Source organism: Pedobacter sp. KACC 23697, from assembly GCF_045348445.1.
Taxonomy (GTDB): Bacteria; Bacteroidota; Bacteroidia; order Sphingobacteriales; family Sphingobacteriaceae; genus Pedobacter.
Map to the genome: position 1 here is coordinate 217,830 of NZ_CP157485.1, position 19,850 is coordinate 237,679.

Genomic DNA, 19,850 nt, shown 5'->3' on the forward strand with positions numbered 1-19,850 from the left:
CATATATTTGAATGTTTGGGTTTATACTTGGTTGTACTATTGTTAGATTACTTGGTGGCGATCCAAACATCAGGTCAGAGTGTTCCTAGCACTCTGGCTTTTGTTTCACGGATGGGCCAGCCTGTTTTGTAAGGTTATGGCATAATAGTCACGCTCCTTCCTTTGATTTTAAAGTGTAACAATCCGGTCAACTCCAGTCTGTGAAGCACTTCTTCCAAATTTTTGGATTTTGGAATCGAACCAATAAATTCCTCTTGCGTTACTTCACCCTGATATTTTATATCAACATCATACCATCGTGATATTTTACCCATCACCGTACTGATGCGCTCATGTTCAAATGAAAAATTTCCGTTTTTCCAGCCCATCACATGGTTGGTGTCAACATGAACAATACTAATATCCTTATTTGAGATGGCCTGCTGGCCAGGTAAGATTATCTTTTTGCGGTCACCGGTACTCACCTCTACAGAGCCCTGTAGCAAAGTTGTTTTAGGCGTTTCGCCATCACCATATGCGCAGATATTAAAATGGGTCCCCAATACTTTTACGTTTGAACCTTGAAAATCAACGATAAATGGTTTTTTCGGATTGTGGGCTACCTCAAAATAAGCTTCACCCTGCAGGGCGATTTTTCTGATATTGCCTGAGAATACTACCGGATAAGTTAATTTACTTTCCGCATTCATCCAAACCTTGCTCCCGTCAGGAAGGTTAACGCAGTATTGTCCGCCACGGGGTGTTACAATCGTGTTCGAGTTACCAGATGCCAAAGCGGCAGTTGTGTTGATTTTTCTATATTTTAAAAGACCATTGCTTTGCTTTTCAATAGAATAACCATTTTCTACAGCGAGTTGCCCTTTTGTAAAGTTATTTACGTCAATACGTTTACCATTGGAAAGGATAAGCATTACTTTGTCGCTTCCGCCATAAATAGGTTTTGCATGTGGGATGGTAGTTTTTGTGGAGAGTGTGGTGTGTTTGTTCCCGTTTAAATGAACATAATACAAAAATATAAAAGAGCAGATCAGCGCCAATACAGCCGCTGTGGCCATGAGTTTAAAAGCTGAACGTTTCCAGTAAGATGTATTGGCAACCGCTAAAGCATCTAAACGCATTTCGATTTTGCTTGCTAAATCTCCGTGCTGTTCTCCTGCTAAACTGTCGGTTTTTTGTTCGAATGATGCGCAATATGCCTGCATGAATGCATTCAGCTCAGGCTCATCCAATTGTTTTAACCAATTAAAAAAGTCCTGCTGTTCAGGCTCGGTCAATTCACCTTGAATTAATTTCTGCTTGAGTTGCTCAACATCCTTTCTTTCCATATCTGCTAAGACGGATGTGAAAAGAAAAAGGCCCCCTCGTTAAAGAAAAAAATATAGAAAAGAAATAAAAGGTGCAATCCTGTAAAAATGTTTCAGGTGATTTCTCAGAAAAGCCATCCCAGTATAGAGCTGTTTTTTGACCACCGATTTTGATATTTTTAACTGTAATGCAATTTCATCAAGAGAAAGGTCATCGTTTATTTTTAGCTCAACAATTTGCTTTCTTTTTTCGGGGAGCAGGTTAATGCCGCTGTGCAGATGGCTTAAGGTTTGCGCATAAATTAAATGATCGTCTGTACTGATGGAATATTCGCCTTCAAGGGTTTTTGACACTTCTTTTATCCTGATTTGCGTCTTCGACTTTCTGATATGATCAATTAAAAGGTTGCGTGCACAACGGTAGAGGTAAGGTTTGAAAGATCCGATAGCGGACAGGTTTTTTCTGTTGAGCCATATTTTAACAAAGATGTCCTGCACAAGCTCATCTGCTAAATCGGTATTGCCGGCAATCGAAGCCACAAATTTTCTTAAATTTTGAAGATATTTTTTATACAACAAATTAAACGCGAGACGATCACCATCAGCTACGCGCAACAAAAGTTCTAGTTCCTCTGAAACATCTTTCATCTGTTTAATAAATTTGGTTAGCATAAAAAACCTTAATTGCAAAATTGAGGCAGTTGGCATTCAAAAAAGTTACGCTACAAAGTTATGTTTGATTAACTCACCAGCGTTTAATTTCATAAGATGTCGGCACGAATGTAGTAACACTTATTAAATAAAAAAATAAAGTAGCTGTATTTTTAGCGTATTTGTAACGTTTATTTTTTTTAAGCTTTTCTGGTACCCCAAAAAATAGGCTTCCAAATCGGTTATCAAGGCCTTTCCAGCCAGGATGAATGTTGCAGATTTATTGGTGTTTAATGATTTGTTAATAAGTTGTATATCGTTTTAATACACAAGGACAAAGGCTATAGCCCAAGGGCTCCATGCGGTAACTTGAACTTTTAACCTCCTCCCCGTGTATTAATAATTTATTTGTATTAAGGTAACTGTTATCATTTCGATCTGAGCTGTTTCCCCAAATGCTTATTTTAAGGTCACATCCAGGTAAACCGAGTGCCTTCCGTAGCTATCATAAAATGGTTTAAACAAAACTCCGTCTATGGTAAATTCCAGTTTGGATGGATTGCCTTTAATGGTTTTCCCCAAATCATCGGCATTAAGGACAACATTACGCCAGTCTTTTCTTGCTTCTGGCTCCTGGGCGGCAAGAAGAATAGGCCCATAAAACAAACTCGCAATATTCTGCTGATCCGTTACCGGATCTAAATGAAACTGAAAAGGCATTGTTAAATCAACCTGGTCTCCAGATTTCCAGTTTCTGGAAATTTTAAGGTAAGTTCCCGGAACTGCGTTTAACTTTTGTTGCTGACCATTAATTTTCACAAAGAAACCCTTTGTTGCCCATCCCGGAACCCGCACGTACAGGTCAAATTGACCATTACCGTTGATGGTTAAACGGGTTTGATCTGATTTTGGATAGCTGGTAGTTTGTTCAATTTTAATTTTTCGCTCGGACCAGTTTAATACAGACGGGATGAAAAGATTAACATATAAAGATTGATTATGCTGATCTTTAAAATAAATAGAATTCTGCAATTTGGTACTGCTTTCTAATGCGGTACCATTGCAACAGGTAAATCCGGTCATGTCATCGTTGCTGAATTGTTTTGCAGCACCTGGCCTAAGTGAGATGTGATAAGTATTTCCGGGATTATCTTTTGCTACAGAGGCTAAAATGTCATTATATAAAGCCCGTTCGTAGTAGTCCATTAATTCTGCTTTTTGTTCGAATAGAAACAGATCTCCTGTAAGTTTAAGCATATTGTAAGTGGCGCAGGTTTCATTTTGCCCACCTTCAGAAAATCCATTTTCGTACAAGGTTCCCGGTTGTGCAATAAAACACTCTGCATTGGCCGGATTTCTTGCACCAGCAACACCGCCTATACTATACATATAATTATTTACGACTTTATGCCAGAAGTTATCAGCAATTTTAAAGTAATCTGATTGGTTTGATACACGATAAAGTTCCATACTACCAACAATCTGAGGAATATGCTGATTAGCGTGAAGGCCACGGAAGAGATCTACATTTTTAACTAAGCCACTGCTATGTGCGGCATCGCCATAAAACAAACGGATGTTGTCAAAAAGCTGTGCTGTTTTTAGGTAATTTTCTTTACCGGTGATCCTGTAGAGATGCGCCATTGATTCATTCATGCCACCAAACTCGCCCGCAATATAGGTATTCCACATTTTGGTTAAGGTTTGTTGCGGTAAATGGCTTAATCGGGTATATACCCAGTCACTCATATTGGTTGCAATTTCAAGTGCTTTTTTATTCCCGCTAACCTCGTAAATATCAATCAGCCCGGCTAAGATTTTATGTAAAGTATAGTAAGGTGCCCAAATCTGATTGTTTTGCCCACCGTATTTAGCGCCGTTTTCCAGCATGATAAACTGATCTGGCGGGTAGGCACTGATGAATCCTTTTCCCCAATTCCAGTAATCCCTTCTGATTCCCTTTTCACTAATATCAGAATCATAGGCCGTTTTTCCAGGACCAAAAGGAATGGCTAATGGATCTGCAACAGCAGCGCCGCCCGCTTTTTGAGGTTTTCCGGATAATTGAGATATCGTATAGAGTGTATTTACCATATACTCCATTTTATCGGCGAAAATTTTCTGCAATGCTTTATCATTACCTGCGCCTGCATAAGCTTGTGCTATAGCACTTAAATAATGCCCGGTAGCATGCCCCCGTAATTTAGTATCTTCGCTATCCCATACGCCAAGTGGTTTCGCACCGGCGGGCTGTTTCTGACCAAATGCATGACGAAACATATACAGGAACGAATTAGGGTCTGTTTTGGCCAATGTCCGGATAAATTTATCCCTGTTTTCAATAAATTTCGTATCATGTCCTTCATGATCAGTCTTAAGCGTTACCTGGTTCAGGGCAAAAGGCAGTAATTTGATAGCAGGTGTTGCTTCTTTGTCGGTCGCGGTTACCTTTACCTGTGCTTTCGGCTTAAAGTTTGTTCCTGGTACATAACCGGTAATGGTATAATTTCCCGGTTGGGCAACTGTCGAATTATCTGTTGGGTTTGGCCAGATTACCTTTACCATGGGGCCGGTTTTACCTGCTTGATAAGTTCCGGCAATAGCACCTGGTAATCGGGGAAGATTACCTACACTCGTTGTTACATCAATATCATTTACCTGAGTTAGATATTTGATATATAATTGGGAGGCATCTGCAGGAAAATGTTGCAGGTTATCATCTGTTTTGGCCGAAGTGTTTACTGTCGTTTCGTTGGCCTCATTTTGTTCGTGGTGATAAATGGAAACAATCTGATTTGCACTTAAAGGTACCCGGTAAATCCTGAAATCATGGATTAAAGCATTCAATTCGGTGTTTTTAGCTGATAGGGCTTTGCCAAGGTTCAGCAATTTCTTGTCCGATTTGTGCTGACCAAAAATTGCAGTAAGATCAAAGCTGAGATCTTTTGCTTCAGCAACTTTTTTACCGTTAAGGTAACTGGTCATAGATTTTGAAGGGATATCAACCACAATAGCCAGATGCGCCCATTGGTTAAGCGCAGGAGCAGCTCCCTTTGTGATTATACTTGATTGCTTTCCATTTTGGATCATAGCAAGAAAACCCTGACCAATCTGTTTACTGTTAAGTTGTGAGGAAAGATGTTTATCGGCGCTTTGGCCAAAGTCGAAAAAGCTTTGTTCCGAACGGTCGCTTTTAAGCAAAACCCAACTGGTTATGCTGATGGATTCAACATCTGTTAATGCTCCCGCAGGGATACTTACATAAGTTCCGGTAGTTCCCGGCAAAGAAAGTACTTTTCCGAAGCGACTGTCTTGTGCAAATTGCGGCTGACCTCCAATGAAATCTGCATTAAAACGATTTCTGGACCAATCCTTTAAATCACCTTTAAGTTCATATCTGGCACTCATGGCCGTTTCGCCAATGCCATCAAGGATTTGATCACCATTTTGTGCCAGAGCCGTGTTGCCTGTTACTATAAAAACAGCAAGGTATGACATGGAGCGGAAGACTTTGTAAATTTTCATAATTGATAAAATTAAACAAAAAGAGCAATAGACGAAGCCCTGGAAATTGCAGGTATTGTGCATATTTTAACCTTATTTTATGTTGACAATGCAAAGTAATGCCCAATTGTGAGGTGAATTGATTCTCTTGGATCGCTTTTGTTTTCCCCTCCGGATAAGAGAATATTTTAAATATTGGAGTATTAAAAATGGGAAAGGTTAAAATATTGATACTATGGATTAATATACAACGGTAATCTGGATCGTACTTCATTTATATTTACATGCTGACCCATAACAGCTGTTTCCAAAAATGCTGACGTAACACTTAACCATGAAGAAAAAATATCTAAAGCCATTCATTTTATTTCTACTGTGTTCTGCTTTTCAAATGGTACTGGCGCAATCTGCAAAGGAGGCTGTGGTACACGGAAATCCGATTATACCGGGCTATTTTGCAGATCCAACGGTAAAGAAGTTTGGAGATACTTATTACATATATGCTACAACAGATGGTAATGGTGGTGGTTTCGGTCCTTCCCAGGTATGGACATCTAAAGACTTTGTGAATTGGACCATGCAGGATATGAACTGGCCAACCACGCACTATTACTGGGCGCCGGATGTAGCCCAGGGTGCCGATGGTCAATATTATCTGTACTATTGCCAGCCTGTTGAGATTTTTGGTGCCTCCTCTCATAGCCCTGTTGGTCCCTGGACATCGCTTTTGCCTAAAGGCAAACCCATTGTATCTAATTTTATGGTGCCAAATGTGATTACGCTTGATGGGCAGACTTTTAAGGATGACGATGGCCAGTATTATATGTATTGGGGCACCTGGGGAATTTATCCCAACCATGGCTGTGGTGTTGGCCTTCTAAACAAAGACATGAAATCCTTTTCCAGGCTGGCCCAGATTCCCAATACCGATGCAAAAGATTTTTTTGAAGCCCCCTTTGTGTTTAAAAGAAAAGGAATTTATTATCTGACTTATTCATCAGGATATTGTGAAGATGGCACATACAGGGTTCAATATGCAACTGCAACCAATCCCATGGGGCCTTTTAAATATGGTGCCAATAACCCCATTTTAGCTACCAATCAAGATGGAACAGTGCATGGACCAGGCCACCAATCTGTCTTGCAGCAGGGTGATGATTTTTACCTGGTTTATCACCGACACAATAATCCGCATAATGATGGCGGTTACCACAGGCAGGTTGCTGCTGATAAAATGCTGTTTGATGATGAAGGGAATATTCTGAAGATTGTGCCTACTCACACCGGAATCGGTTATCTGGCTAAAGATGACAATCCACATCCAAATTTAGCACAGGGTAAAAAAGCATCTGCCTCTTCTAACTATGATGAAAATTTTAAACCAGAATTCGCCTTTGATGACAATAATGGAAGCTTATGGAAAGGTAATAGCAATGTAGGCCCTGCCTGGGTGCAGGTAGATTTGGGAAAAGTATATCCTGTTAAAAGTGTTCATACGCAGTTTGAATATGCCACCTGGTATTATCAATATAAAATAATGTATTCGGTTGACGGGAAAACATGGAAAACATATGCCGATCGCAGTAAAAATACCCAACATGGAAGCCCGATGATTGATTTCGGGGATGTTAAGGCGAGGTACCTGCGTACAATGGTTTTACATACCGAATATCCGGGATTGAATAAAGCCATATGGAATATTAAGGTCTTTGATAATGCGGAATATCATCCGATAATGTATACCCAGGTTAAAAAATGGCAACCCTTAAATGTATTTGAACCAAAAGGTTTATTGGCAGACCTGGCATTGGATAATCTCCGGACAGGCACCGTAGTAGCAAATGTTCAAAATAAAGGCAAGCTGGGTGGTTACTTTTTGGCCGGTGGAATAATTAAACCCATTACAGCAATGATCGGAGGCAAAAAAGCATTGCTTTTTACAGGCCAGGAGCGCCTGACTTCTTCCGTTTCTGCACCAAAATCGCTACTCGGAAACAGTAGCTTTAGTATAAGTATGTGGGTTTTAAATCCAGAGATTGATAAAGAAGAAACCATTATTTCTTGGACAGAGCGGGGAGGGGTTAATTTAAGTAATGCTGCCGTTGGTTATGGGAATAGTAAAACTGCGGGTGCAGTAACCCACCTGGGATGGGCAGATTTAGGATACAAACATTTGCCAAAAGCTAATGAATGGCATCTGATCAGCATGGTTTTTGATGGTACAATGGAACGGATTTATGTAGATGGAGAATTGGATAGGAGTGAAAGGAGGATGCTTTTTATCAATAACCTCAAACACTTTCTCATCGGTGGAAATGAAGATGGAAGTGCAGGATTTTCTGGTGCATTGGCTTCGTTAAAAATTTATGATGTGCCGTTAAGCCATGATGAAATTAAAGCCGCCTATAAAAAAGGACTGCAAAATAATACCGTGTTACATGTTGAGGCGAAAGATCTCGACTATGGTAATTTAGATCAGTGGATTAACAACGGAGCTGCTTTAGGCAAACTTGTAAGTAGGGGTAAGGCAGAAGTTGCTGATGTTAACGGGAAAATGGCGGTGAGATTGGGTAGTGAAGGTAAACTGCTTCTCGGCAATGAACTGGCCAAAACACTAGACTTTTCTAAACCTTTCAGTGCCATTTTTTCATTATACGCTAACGCTGGGGTAAAAACAGATTTATTTTTAGGGCGTAAAACGGCAAGGATACCAGGCAACGGAAAGTGGCAGCAGGTCGTCTGCACTTATAACAAGGGAAAATTTAGGATAATTGTAAATGGTAGGGCAGCTGGAAGTATTAATAGTCCTAATCCTCAAAAAAATCAGCATATTTTAATTGGATCGGCAACCGAAGGAACTTCAATAGCCATAGCTGCTATTGCTGTATTCAATTATGGTCTTGATGATCATGGCTGTGTGCGGGAGTTTAATTTTTGGAAACAGACACTACATAACAATCTCATCAATGCATCTTTTGCTGCTAAGCCATCAGCTGTTACACCAAATATGGTTTACATGACCGCAAATAAACCAGCTTTGCCGGGCACCAATTTTGAATACCTTTTTAAAAGTGATAAGGATAAAAGTGTCCGTAAATGGTTACGTTCTTCAGATTATACTGATTTTTCTGTTTCACCCCAAAAGCGTTTTGCTTACACCGTAAAGGTTAGAGATAACTTTGGAAATGTTACCCAACCCTCGTTGCCCGCTACGGTTACCACAGATTCTTCACTTTTTGTAATCAGAAAGCAAAAAGGATCAGCCTCATCGGTCCCGGCAAGAGCAGATGCTTTGAAAGGTACTTCCTGGGATGGTTTGATCGGAAATGCGGACACCGTTTCTCAGTATTCTGGGGTATTGAAGTTGGTGTCGCACAATACATTCTGGGATGGATCAATGGCTACAGGACCATTTGCTTACAACCAGGTAGAAGGCGATTTTACGGCCGAATTAGTGCTATCTGATATGCTGGGGTTGACCCAAAGGAAAGCCTATGGTGCAAACGAAGGTGGTTTAATGGTTAAAGAACCGGCTGGGACGACTAAGCTTTTACAAAATGGGGTGATGACAGGCTGGGGTATTGGAAACATCGTTACTGATTTACGTTCCGGAGAACGTAAACAATTGAATAACCAATCCGGATGGAATTTTTATCGTCATTTACAAATACAACGGCAAGGCAATCTGTTTTTTATGCGTGGCAGCCAGGATGGAAAGGATTGGAATAACCTTCCGGGCAGTCCGGTAAAAAGAGATGATATGAGTAGTGTTTTAGAAGTTGGTGTTTATCATGCTACTTACGGAGACATTTCTGGTTATGCATCGTTTAGTGATTTTAAGATTATCCAGAAGAAAAAAGAATAGATTGTTGGTGTAAAGTAGGCTATGCCAATCCCCAATGCTTTTGGTTGGTATTATAAGTGCATTTATTTTTATGACCTCTTATGTGCTTACCGGTTTCTAATTCTATGTCTGATGAACCATGTGATTAAGCCGGTTAGGCTAACCCAATTTTCACCGAAGGTGGAATGGTTAAAATGTTGTTTATAAGTGATTATATGTATAATTTGTCACTTTGAGCTTAGCCCGTGCTCAGCTTTAAGAAGTATACAAATGTGGCTGTATCAAAAAGATTTACGTTGGCTCACTGAGGCAATTATATTTTGATACGTCATGATTCCTAATTAAATTGGGAATCCTAAGGCTATTGCATAGCGCTTTAAGATTCCCGCCTACGCGGGAATGACGGAAAAAGAAATAAAATTCTGGCCTTAACTGCTGGATTTTACTTTTCATAAAGTCTCATCCTTCGGCACTTTTACCGAAACTTTGGGAAGCTAAGCTACAATTTACAGACTTCAAAATAAGATTTTTACTATAAAAAGGAATGACGAAGCAATCTCTCATGGCATACGTGCCATAAAGGTTGCTTCGTCGGTTAAAAAGCCTTCTCGCATCCGATAGTTATCGAATGATGATATGCTTAGGGTTCTTCGTTACAAAGATTTTAACCAGTCTATAACTTGTTCACGGGTCTTGCCCGTCTTTTGTTGCAGTTTGCCATAAAGTTCATCATCTTTTCCCTCCTCATACTTCAAATCGTCTTCGGTTAAATCTGCGTAGGCCTGTTTAACTTTTCCTTTAAGTTCGTTCCAGGTGCCTTTTAATTCTAATTTGTCCATTGTTTTAGTCTTTAAAATTAATATTTCTGTAATTATTGGCTATGCCTTATCTGCTCTGAACATCTTTAGCTGCATAAACGCTATCTACCACATATCTGCTAAATCCTCTCCAGGGTAGGCTACTTTTATACTCCTTATAGTGCAGTTCGTAAAATTTGCCACTGTTTCCCATCATTTGTTTAGCTATACTTTCATCGGTTACAGAAAATTCGAATTCATTGTTTTCCAACGTGCCCATTTGTCTGGAACGAACGCCGCTTTGAATGAGTTTCCCCTCATTGGTTTTGAAAATATATCCCTTTTTAACGATGTAATTCAGCTCCCCGGCTTTTACTCCTTCGCCAAAGACAAAAAAGTAATTGTAATAGATCAAGCCGATAACCAACACAAGGCAAATAACTGCTGCAATGGTTCCGATTTTTTTTCCTGTAGTCATTGCTTAGATAATTTGGTTAAATTCTTTCTTCTCTGATTTCGATTGTTTTAACTCGTTTTTGGGAAGCTACAATGGCTCCAAATGCCGCGCTCACTGCACCCAATATCATTCCAATAAAAGAGAATATTGCGAATTTGGACAGTGCAGACGCCATTTCATCACCAACTACTCTGGCTTTTGCTTCTGCCTGGGCTTTTACTTCTTTAACCTTTTCTTTTGCTGTTTTCAGCGTACTGATCCAGTTGTCCACAATCTGTTCAGATTCTGCCTGGCTTTTTCCGGTTCTGTTTTTAACCACATTAACCAATGCCTCTTTATCAACAGCATTAAAAGTAGAATCGTTTTCAGAAAACAATTTAGAGAACAGGGCATCTATTTTCTGTTGAGCTTCCTGCGGATTTTCGAGAACATCCTCTCCAGTCGATTTTCCTTGGCTTGCTGCTTTATCTAATTTTTTATTAAGTGCGCCAGGCTGTAGTTCTTTCTTCTCCGTCTGCTTCAATAACAATTGCGCCTCCTGTTTCATTTTACTGAAAGTATTTTCGTCCACGTTTAACTGGTCTTTGATCATATTTCCGGCTTCTGGTGCAGCAGCCTTAATCCCTTCTCCGGCAAGTGAAAATCCTTTGGTGATTACGGTACCCACTCCTCCGATAACTTTTCCAACTGAAGAAGTGATTAAATACATGTTGAGGAAAGTTAACAAACACCAGGTCAGTAACCCATGCAGAATCAGGTCTGTTCTTTGGATGTGATTCGAAAACCAACCAGCTACCCAACCACCAGTAAATACAGAGATTAGCATGGTAATAATCCACCAGATTAATGCTCCGGTGCCAAGGCCACTAAATGGTTTAGCTTCCTCCAGCGGATTGATGCTGCCAAAGCCAATGCCCAGGCCTAAAAAACTAAGGAGAAGTTGAACTGCGATAGCAATGAGTACGCCTGAAATAATTGCGCTCCAGGATAAACGGCTGATAAATCCGATTGCGGACTTGTCGCCCAGGGTATGAATTTTATGTTCCATAATTTATGATATTGGTTAGATGTCGTAAATGATTTTAGTCCTTTAGAAAAGAAGCCACTTTCGGAGGAAAGCAGCTTCTTTATTTTTAGTTTTAGTTATTGATGTCTCTTTTAACTTTGTTAGCCGCTCTTTGTCCCGGCAAATAAATCTGAAATCCGAAAGAAAGATTCAGGTTATTTTGGGTCGTTGCGCTTCCAAAACCAACCAGTCCATTGTATTTTAACAATGTTTCAAGACCAATATTTGGTGTAATGAAATAGGCAAAACCCGGACCAACACTTAAGTTTAATCCGTTTGTGTTACCACCGCCGTTGCTCACATTAACACCGCCGATACCAACAGTAGCTTCTGCAAATAAACGTCCATGGCGTAACACCTCAACATCTTTTCCAGTGTAATAACGGCCCAATGCACCAACGCCATAACTGGTTGTAGTACTTGAATTTTTTGCTGTTTTTAAACCGAAATTTACATAACCACCCACTGCAACGTTATCCTGAATAAACCAGGCTGCCTTTGGGGTAATGTCTACACTGAATATTTTTGGATCATCCAAACCAAGGTTAATGTTGGTTAAGTTTCCGCCAACCATTACGTTGCCTTTTTGGATCTGTGCATTTGCCGCAAAAATGGTAGTTGCAGAAATAATTACTGTTGCTAAAAAATTTTTCATGATTGATTGTTTATAAAAATTAATATAATGTGAATTCTACTCGACGGTTTTCCTGACGGCCTGCTGCAGTTTTATTGCTTGCTATAGGTTGATCAGGGCCATAACCTGTTGCCTCGATTCTGGATGCATTTGCACCTTGAGAAACCAGATAAGCTTTAACAGATTCAGCTCTTTCTTTAGATAAGCGAAGATTTAATTCTCTGCCACCTGTATTATCGGTATGGCCAGCTAATTTCAAGCTGAAATTTTTCTCCATTAATAATGCAGCAACACGATTTAATGTGGTGTAAGATTTTGCACGGATAGTTGATTTACCTAAATCAAATTCAAGATTCGAAATGGCATCTCTTACAATTTTGCGATCTGCTTCAGTAACTACAGTTGTTTCCTTAATAACGGTTTGTGTAACGGCTATCGGGCATCCTGATCCGTCTACAACTGTTGCAGCAGCAGTTCCAGGGCATTTGTCAAATTTGTTTGCCACGCCATCATTATCATCATCGCCTAAATCTTTGGCATATTGCTCACGGTCTCTTGCGGCATTTTGCTCAGCGGTAGATAATGCTCGTCTTAATTCGGCACTTTCTTCTGCACTTTGTTTTCTCAGGTCTGCAACCGCACTATAGTTTTGCAATTGAGAATTTTCTTTGTTTCCAAGCGCAAATTCCAATCCTGCATGCGCATAAGAAAATCTGCTTTCGTTATAGGCATTTTTAACAGTAGGAGAAGATTTAATGAAATTAATGTCGTAACCCAAATCAATATTGATCCCTTTGGCTACTCCAAATTTAAATCCAACGCCTGTTGGGATATACCATCCTTCTCTTTCGGTAAATACATCAACATTTGCTACTTTTGAATCGGATGACATGTATCCGGCACCTGCCTTAACATAAGGGATCAATACCGCATTCTGCGTATTCAGACTAAAGTTTGCAATATTTAATACTGCTGTAAGGGAACCAGACCAGTTGATGCTGTTCACCTGTTCAATTGTGCTGGTGCTGTTTAAAGTTTTGATTTCTCCGCGAAGAAAATCGGCCTGTAGGCCTAATGCCGGCAAAATTTGTTTTTTGATAAAGGCACCGTAACCAATGCTTTTAAATTCTCTGGCTTTAACACTCCCTCTACCTAGAAATGTATTCTGGCTGAGGATACCGCCATGTGCTCCAACACTCCATGTTCTCAAAGATTGTTTGCCGAACCGCTCTGAGGTTGTTGGTGTTTCCTGCGCAAACAGTTGAGTTGATAAGCTTAATAAGGCAATCAACATCGTAGATTTTGTAAAATTATTATTCATGTTGTTCATTTTTTATTGGAGGATTAACAGTCGCTAAATGCAAATGTTTCAAGTTCGTTACATAAAAAAATACTCCTCAAAGGTTTAGGGTTTTAAGTATCTAATTAGAAAGCGATTGCGGGTATAGGAAAAATTTTACAGGCGTTAACGCTAAAAGTCTTTTAAACTTGGCTGTTTAAACTTAAAATAAAGTGCTTTTGGGAAAGCTTAACTTGGAACAGATGCTTCAGCTATGCTACTATGAACAGCATCCAATAGCATAATTATTACTGCTGAGCAGGAATGGCGAGGCCTTCCTGCTGCAGGTAGGTAGGCAGGCTTTTATACTAGTGATATTGCCATAAGGATTGTTATCTGGAAAAGTCGGGACAGCCTTTTTTCAACGACAGTTCATTAAAATATAACAGTCATTACATTGATTTTTATAGTATAAATTATCCCTAGTGATGAGCGTTAAAAGAATTAATTCAATTTTGCTTCAGTGAGATGGTGGCCCAATAATAATTTATTTGGCTACGATTACATTTGCCCCGCCCGGCAAAAGTTTTACTTTTAATTGTTTTGCCTTGTTTAATTTCACCTGTTTTATCTGTGGTGACCGATCGTCGGCATCTGTATACAAGGCGATGTCCGTACCCGATAACATCGGTAGCGAAACGGTTATCGTTTTCGCTGTGGTTTCAGCGTTTATGGCTGCGATATACCAGGTATCGCCATGACGGCGTGCCAGTACACAATATTTTCCGGGATATCCGTCAATAAAAACCGTATGATCCCAGGTAGTAGGCACTTTTTTCATAAAATCGATGATGTGGGGTGCAACATCGGTAAGGTTATTTGGGGTGATCCCAAAATTTTGTACCGGGCTCTGGAAAAGTACAGCAGTGGCAATCTGAAAGGTTTCGGTAGTTTTTCTGATCGTACCACCATCATTTGTTTTATTGTGGCGCTTGTTTAAGAGGACAGGTCCGAATTCCATAGCACCTACAGCATTCCGTATAAAAGGGTGAAGGCTGGCATTGAACGCTTCATTGTCATTGGCATGTTGCCCGAATATCAGATTTTCTGATGCTAATACTGCCTCACTCCCTACGTAATTAGGATACATACGTTCCCAGCCTCTGGGCAACGTGCAGCCATGGAAAATTACTGTTAATCCGAAGGTATTGGCATCAGAAAGGATGTCTTCATACAGCTTCATCGTTTCCTGCTTGTCGCCACCAAAGAAATCCACTTTAATTCCTTTAACACCCATGCGCTGCATCCACGCCATTTCCTGCTTTCTTGCTGAAGCTGTGTTCATGCGATTTTTAGGGTCCTGAGGAGCATCATTCCAGAATCCGTTGGAATTGTACCACAAAAATATGCCAACACCTTTGGTTTTTGCATAGGCGATCAATTCTTCGATTTTATTATAGCCGATATTTTTTTCCCAGCCACCATCAATTAGCGCAAATTCATAACCCATTGAAGCTGCCAGATCAATAAACGTTTTTTGATCATCATATTTAATGCTGGGGTCCTGCCATAACAACCAGCTCCAGGTTGAACGTCCAAAAGTGTATTCTTTTGAAGCCTTGTACTGCGGCTCAACAACATCAAAAGGGATGGTTGTTTCAGTAATAGGTTTTAAGGTGCTGCCAACGGTTATGGTGCGCCAGGGCGTATTGCCCGGAAGCGGAATCGTTGGATTTGCACGGCCCATTCCATTGTTTTCACCAGGTTCAGGGAAAGCAATCTTATAATGGCCATCTTTAGTCCCTTCGCTTAGCTTTGATCCACAGTATAGTGAATTCACCCCCGTTTCGGATAGCAATACCCAGCCATCGTTTCCTAAATGAAAAAGCGCAGGAAAAGTATAGCCTACACCATATTTTGACGGGATGCCCATGGCCTGATCGGGATTGTATTCCTCTTCGTAGCTAGGCTTGGTTTTCATCCAACCTATCATCGGGGTAGCTTGGGGAGTTAAAAATGTAGTGGTATTTTCCGGGAATTTGTATCCGCTCAATTCTTCTTCAATAACAAAGTTTGCAGGTTCACCGGTCTGCGGTACCTGATACCGGAAGGCAATGTTATTGTTGCTCACCCGGAATACCACTTCAAGCTGATTTTTTGCTGCATTTTCAAACTTGCAGATCAACTCGTTTGCCTGATAGTTTACACTACTGATTTTGATTTTAGGTTCATTATAGTGCTCATCTATTTTTCTGGATTGCTTACCAGTTAGTTTCAGACCAGATGATAGATCCATCTGGCTTCCGCGAAGTCCCAAAGGAGACCGCTCAATCATTTCTTTTCCCTGTAATGTTACATTGTAATAAAGTTTACCCTCGTTTACATAAAGCTTAACCATTAATTTTTGATCCGGACTGGTAACGTTCAAATCCTGGGCAAAAGAGAACATGTGGCTGGCCACGAATGCCATTGCCATTAAAATGCCTTTATAGTAATTTATGGTTAAAAATTTGGATATATTCATCACAGCAGAATAAGTTTGTTTGGATTAGATTGATCAGGTCAGTTTTAAAAACTGAAAATTAGGAAAAATTTTTAAATGTTATATTAACGTTTATTAGTTTTTTCCATGATCTTTGTTTTCCGTACCAATAATCAAATAGCGCAAGCATTATTTACCTAATCAGAACAATAGCGCTTAATTGAAAAATTTAAGTTTGGAACAGGTTGAAGCTGTTTCTGATATTCGCAACTTCAAGGTGATGAAAACAACTTATTTGTCAACGCATAAAACGCCAGCAGTCGAAATTAAACAGGTTGTTACCCTCACCTTTGAAAACCAAATACAGGTCGTGTATACCACTGATCTGGTTTGTTTTACAAAGTTGCGATTTCCAGTCCTGGACGCTCTGGGTTGATTTTACCTCCAGATTGCCCAATAGTTTGCCGTTTAAACTGTCTGCACGCAGTTCTATATTTCCCTTTGAAGACAGTGCGGCGACAGTAGCTTCAAACTTAGCTGCACCTTTGCCAAAATCTACACTACGTATTTTAATATAATCCCCATCATCAATATTGGATACATAAATAGCGCCTGTTAAACTATCTGTGGCTGTTTTTATACCTTCAGACCAGGCGATGGTTTCAGCTTCAACGCGGCTGAAAGGATCCAGGTTTGCAGCACTTTTCAGTACACCAGATCTGGTGCGGTTAATTCTGGGAATCGATCCATCGGGATTAAAATTAAATGGTTCGATGCAAACCGAACGTTTAAAGCCTCCGCCACCGGGTAAAGATCCGTCATGATAAAATAAATAAGACTGACCTTTAAATTCGATATACCCCGGATGATTGGTGAAGGCGCCCCGATCTTCAATCACTTTCATAATCGTATCTCCATATATCCAGGGCCCTGTTGGTCCGCTGCTTGTTGAATAAGCCAAATGCTCAGGTACGCCACCTGCCGGATAAAGCAGGTAATATTTGCTTTTTCGTTTAAAGAACCATGGTCCTTCCTCATATTCCGATGGTCTCTTTTCTGCATCCGTTTTCCTTGCGCTAAAGCCTTGCCTGGTAAGCGGTACTTTTACGATCCCAACTTTTTCATCATAAGAAACCATGTCCTTATTCAGTTTTACATAATATAATTGAGGATTGCCCCAATATAAATAAGCCTGCCCGTCGTTATCGATAAAAACACTGGGGTCTATGTAGCCAAAGCCTGAAAGCAGGGGTTTACCTAATGCATCTTTAAATCCTGCTGTCGGCCTGTCGGAGATGGCAACACCAATTGCGTTTCCTCCATTTTTTTGGTTTACAGGTAAGTAATAATAGAATTTTCCGTTCCTGAAGATGCACTGGCCGGCCCATGCATCACCGCGCGACCAGCTAAAATCTTTATAAGATAAAATAGCGCCATGGTCAGTCCAGTTCACCATATCCTTCGAAGAATAACACCGCCAATCGTTCATGGTGAAAAAGTTTTTTATGGTAACATCTTCATCGTGAGAAGTGTACAGGTAAACAGTTCCATTGTGTACCATTGGGGCCGGATCAGCGGTATAATAAGTCTGAACGATCGGATTCTGGGCAAAGCAGGACAATACTGATAGAAAACCCGTCAACAGCCATATTCCAAATACTTTTTTCTGCATTATTCTGATCTTATTTTAACAGGGGAAGCATGATTTTAGCATAACGCTCGCCAAGCATACGGTAGCCCTGTGCATTGAAGTGCAGGTGATCTGCCGCGGCCGTACAGCCAGCTGAAGAGATGATGTGTGCATTAGGGATTATTGCTGGCAGGCCTGCGATAATTTTATTCATTGATGCACATGTTCCTCCCTGATCTGCATGGACCACTTCGCCAGCAAGAAGGGGCGTAGTAGCCGGATTTAAATTCAAATCCCTGATGAGGTGTTCATAAACCCCCTTTACTTTTTGGGGCCATTCCTGATCGCCTGTATTGGATTCACCCTGGTGCATCAAAATACCTTTTATTACCCCTGATTGCTGGGCAATTTTGGCTAACTCCACCAAACGGCCATATGGATTTCCGCCATAAGCGTTTAAAGCCGACTTCATCCATTCTGGCGCCGTAGCTGTGTAGGTTTGATAATTCTCTTTGTCAAATAATTCAATTTTGCAACCGCCAATCGCTACATTGATAATCCCGATACGTATATCTTTGGGTAATGAGTCCAAGAGTGTCCGACCGAAATAATCCATTGGCGTTAAGCCGGTTTTGCATCGGCATAAAGGTGGCTTGGCAGTATACCAATTGTCTTTTTTACGGCCTAATTCCGGACAGTCGACTGCCTGAAGCACGCTAAATCTATGGTTAACTGTTGTATCCTGGGGTTCGAAAGGTGCATTTCCTTCCATATTAGATTGACCAAAGCTCAGGAAAATATATAATTTAGGATCCTGACCATAGGAATTTTTACTATTGCAAAATATTAATGCAAGTAACACGATAATTCCTGATCTAACACGTAGCTTTTTGTTTGAATATTTTATGGCCTGATTTAGCCTGTTTGCGATTATTTTTTTCATATTAATTCATCGTTTATACCTGAGGCTAAAGTATTAAATGGCGCAGATTAGCAGTAGCATTTTTCTTCATAAAAAATGCTCATATGATTAAAATTCATCCAATTATCCTATTGCCTGTTGTTAACCGGCCTAATCTCTTTAAGTATAGGTTTGTATGGGCGGCGGATTAAATAAATAGTTGTAGGGTAAGATTTTTTAAGGGATGAATCAACATTTCTGCTAACATATTATTCAAAGTTTCCATACTAAATTCTTCTTTTAGCCTAGTTTTATCTTTTGCCTCAACTCTAGTTCTGGAACGCATTTTAAGCTCAAGACATGGACCAAATTTTAACCAAATAAATAAAGAAGAAGTAATGCATTTCAAAAGATTGATTCAGGTCTGTTCATCCACAACAAGTTTGTTATTAAAAGACAATAAATAATCAGCGATTAAAATAATTAAAGTAAATGGAAGCATTTTCAATAAAAGTTGCCATCGTAACCGGTGGCGCATCCGGACTGGGACTGGCCATTTCAAAATTACTGGTTGACAGGGGAATGCATGTGGTAATGGTGGGCCGAAACGAGGACAGTTTGAAAGCCGTAGCGGCAGATTTAGGTGTACGAGCATCTTACTTCGTAAGCGATCTTTCAAAACTTAATGAAATACCGAGTTTAGTTGAAAGTATCTATGCTAAATTTTCAAGAATAGATATTTTAGTGAATAATGCCGGAATAAATCTGAAAAAAACATTTGTTGAAGTTACTGATGAAGAGTTTGCCTCCATTTTGCAGACTAATCTTCAATCTGTATTTTCTATAAGCAGGGAAGTGGTTAAAAAGATGATTATTGCCCAGCAAGGAGCTATCGTTAATATCAGCTCCATGGCTGCCCGATATGGAATCCCAAAAGTAATCGCTTATTCTGCTGCTAAAACCGGAATTGAAGGGATGACCAGGGCCATGGCAACCGAACTTTCTCCACTTGGAATTCGCGTTAATTGTGTGGCACCAGGATTTATCAAAACAGCGATGTCTGCAAAAGCATTAGACGCTGATCCCGAGCGAAAGCAAAAAGTGATTTCAAGAACTCCCATGGGCAGGATGGGCGAGCCTGAGGATGTTGCTGAAGCGGTTTATTATTTATGCTCAGACAGTTCTTCTTATGTAACTGGTGTCGTGTTGCCTGTTGATGGAGGTAATTCCATCGGATTTTAAAACTAAAGTAAATGATCGTACCCAGACTGGGATAAAACTTTCTTAATCGTATTAACCAA

General features: G+C 40.1%; 13 protein-coding genes. 2 read left to right on the forward strand and 11 right to left on the reverse strand.

The annotated features are described in order from the left end of the window. Positions 1-134: 134 nt before the first annotated feature. From ABEG20_RS00835 to ABEG20_RS00845, 3 genes are all read right to left on the reverse strand, one after another. Positions 135-1,325, reverse strand: a complete 1,191-nt coding sequence (locus ABEG20_RS00835; protein WP_406825528.1) for a FecR family protein — start codon at positions 1,323-1,325, stop codon at positions 135-137. 39 nt (positions 1,326-1,364) lie between these two features. After that, entirely contained in the window at positions 1,365-1,952 is a 588-nt protein-coding gene (locus ABEG20_RS00840) for an RNA polymerase sigma factor (protein ID WP_406825529.1), read from the reverse strand. Between the two features lie 462 nt (positions 1,953-2,414). After that, a complete protein-coding gene (locus ABEG20_RS00845; protein WP_406825530.1) occupies positions 2,415-5,480 on the reverse strand; it encodes a beta-L-arabinofuranosidase domain-containing protein in 3,066 nt (1,021 codons plus the stop codon). 313 nt (positions 5,481-5,793) lie between these two features. Between ABEG20_RS00845 and ABEG20_RS00850 the strand changes: the two genes are divergently transcribed. Continuing rightward, complete coding sequence (locus ABEG20_RS00850; RefSeq protein WP_406825531.1) at positions 5,794-9,324, forward strand: family 43 glycosylhydrolase; 3,531 nt, start codon at positions 5,794-5,796, stop codon at positions 9,322-9,324. Between the two features lie 632 nt (positions 9,325-9,956). On the opposite strand, the gene ABEG20_RS00855 is transcribed toward ABEG20_RS00850, so the two are convergent. The 8 genes from ABEG20_RS00855 to ABEG20_RS00890 form a co-directional block, all read right to left on the reverse strand. Beyond that, positions 9,957-10,142 (reverse strand): CsbD family protein, encoded by a 186-nt coding sequence (locus ABEG20_RS00855; protein ID WP_090981674.1) that lies wholly within the window; start codon positions 10,140-10,142, stop codon positions 9,957-9,959. 46 nt (positions 10,143-10,188) lie between these two features. Further along, entirely contained in the window at positions 10,189-10,578 is a 390-nt protein-coding gene (locus ABEG20_RS00860; RefSeq protein WP_406825532.1) for a hypothetical protein, read from the reverse strand. Between the two features lie 16 nt (positions 10,579-10,594). Next, complete coding sequence (locus ABEG20_RS00865; protein WP_406825533.1) at positions 10,595-11,605, reverse strand: hypothetical protein; 1,011 nt, start codon at positions 11,603-11,605, stop codon at positions 10,595-10,597. 91 nt (positions 11,606-11,696) lie between these two features. Then, positions 11,697-12,278, reverse strand: coding sequence for a hypothetical protein (locus ABEG20_RS00870; RefSeq protein WP_205056834.1), 582 nt, complete (start codon positions 12,276-12,278; stop codon positions 11,697-11,699). 19 nt (positions 12,279-12,297) lie between these two features. Further along, entirely contained in the window at positions 12,298-13,578 is a 1,281-nt protein-coding gene (locus ABEG20_RS00875; RefSeq protein ID WP_406825534.1) for an OmpA family protein, read from the reverse strand. 505 nt (positions 13,579-14,083) lie between these two features. After that, complete coding sequence (locus ABEG20_RS00880; protein ID WP_406825535.1) at positions 14,084-16,060, reverse strand: glycoside hydrolase family 97 catalytic domain-containing protein; 1,977 nt, start codon at positions 16,058-16,060, stop codon at positions 14,084-14,086. Between the two features lie 256 nt (positions 16,061-16,316). Further along, positions 16,317-17,690 (reverse strand): glycoside hydrolase family 43 protein, encoded by a 1,374-nt coding sequence (locus ABEG20_RS00885; RefSeq protein ID WP_406825536.1) that lies wholly within the window; start codon positions 17,688-17,690, stop codon positions 16,317-16,319. 10 nt (positions 17,691-17,700) lie between these two features. After that, the gene (locus ABEG20_RS00890) at positions 17,701-18,591 is read right to left on the reverse strand and encodes a sialate O-acetylesterase (protein WP_406825537.1); all 891 of its coding nucleotides are present in this window, start codon (positions 18,589-18,591) and stop codon (positions 17,701-17,703) included. A 450-nt stretch (positions 18,592-19,041) separates the two neighbouring features. Between ABEG20_RS00890 and ABEG20_RS00895 the strand changes: the two genes are divergently transcribed. Beyond that, on the forward strand, positions 19,042-19,791 hold the full coding sequence (locus ABEG20_RS00895) for an SDR family NAD(P)-dependent oxidoreductase (RefSeq protein WP_406825538.1): 750 nt from the start codon (positions 19,042-19,044) through the stop codon (positions 19,789-19,791). The last annotated feature ends 59 nt before the right edge of the window (positions 19,792-19,850 follow it).

Excerpts from the sequence above, each read along its gene's own strand:
- ABEG20_RS00840 (WP_406825529.1), bottom strand. The coding sequence starts at position 1,952 with ATGAAAGATGTTTCAGAGGAACTAGAACTTTTGTTGCGCGTAGCTGAT.
- ABEG20_RS00880 (WP_406825535.1), bottom strand. The coding sequence starts at position 16,060 with ATGAATATATCCAAATTTTTAACCATAAATTACTATAAAGGCATTTTA.
- ABEG20_RS00890 (WP_406825537.1), bottom strand. The coding sequence starts at position 18,591 with ATGAAAAAAATAATCGCAAACAGGCTAAATCAGGCCATAAAATATTCA.
- ABEG20_RS00855 (WP_090981674.1), bottom strand. The coding sequence starts at position 10,142 with ATGGACAAATTAGAATTAAAAGGCACCTGGAACGAACTTAAAGGAAAA.
- ABEG20_RS00865 (WP_406825533.1), bottom strand. The coding sequence starts at position 11,605 with ATGGAACATAAAATTCATACCCTGGGCGACAAGTCCGCAATCGGATTT.
- ABEG20_RS00850 (WP_406825531.1), top strand. The coding sequence starts at position 5,794 with ATGAAGAAAAAATATCTAAAGCCATTCATTTTATTTCTACTGTGTTCT.
- ABEG20_RS00870 (WP_205056834.1), bottom strand. The coding sequence starts at position 12,278 with ATGAAAAATTTTTTAGCAACAGTAATTATTTCTGCAACTACCATTTTT.
- ABEG20_RS00835 (WP_406825528.1), bottom strand. The coding sequence starts at position 1,325 with ATGGAAAGAAAGGATGTTGAGCAACTCAAGCAGAAATTAATTCAAGGT.
- ABEG20_RS00875 (WP_406825534.1), bottom strand. The coding sequence starts at position 13,578 with ATGAATAATAATTTTACAAAATCTACGATGTTGATTGCCTTATTAAGC.
- ABEG20_RS00845 (WP_406825530.1), bottom strand. The coding sequence starts at position 5,480 with ATGAAAATTTACAAAGTCTTCCGCTCCATGTCATACCTTGCTGTTTTT.
- ABEG20_RS00885 (WP_406825536.1), bottom strand. The coding sequence starts at position 17,690 with ATGCAGAAAAAAGTATTTGGAATATGGCTGTTGACGGGTTTTCTATCA.
- ABEG20_RS00895 (WP_406825538.1), top strand. The coding sequence starts at position 19,042 with ATGGAAGCATTTTCAATAAAAGTTGCCATCGTAACCGGTGGCGCATCC.
- ABEG20_RS00860 (WP_406825532.1), bottom strand. The coding sequence starts at position 10,578 with ATGACTACAGGAAAAAAAATCGGAACCATTGCAGCAGTTATTTGCCTT.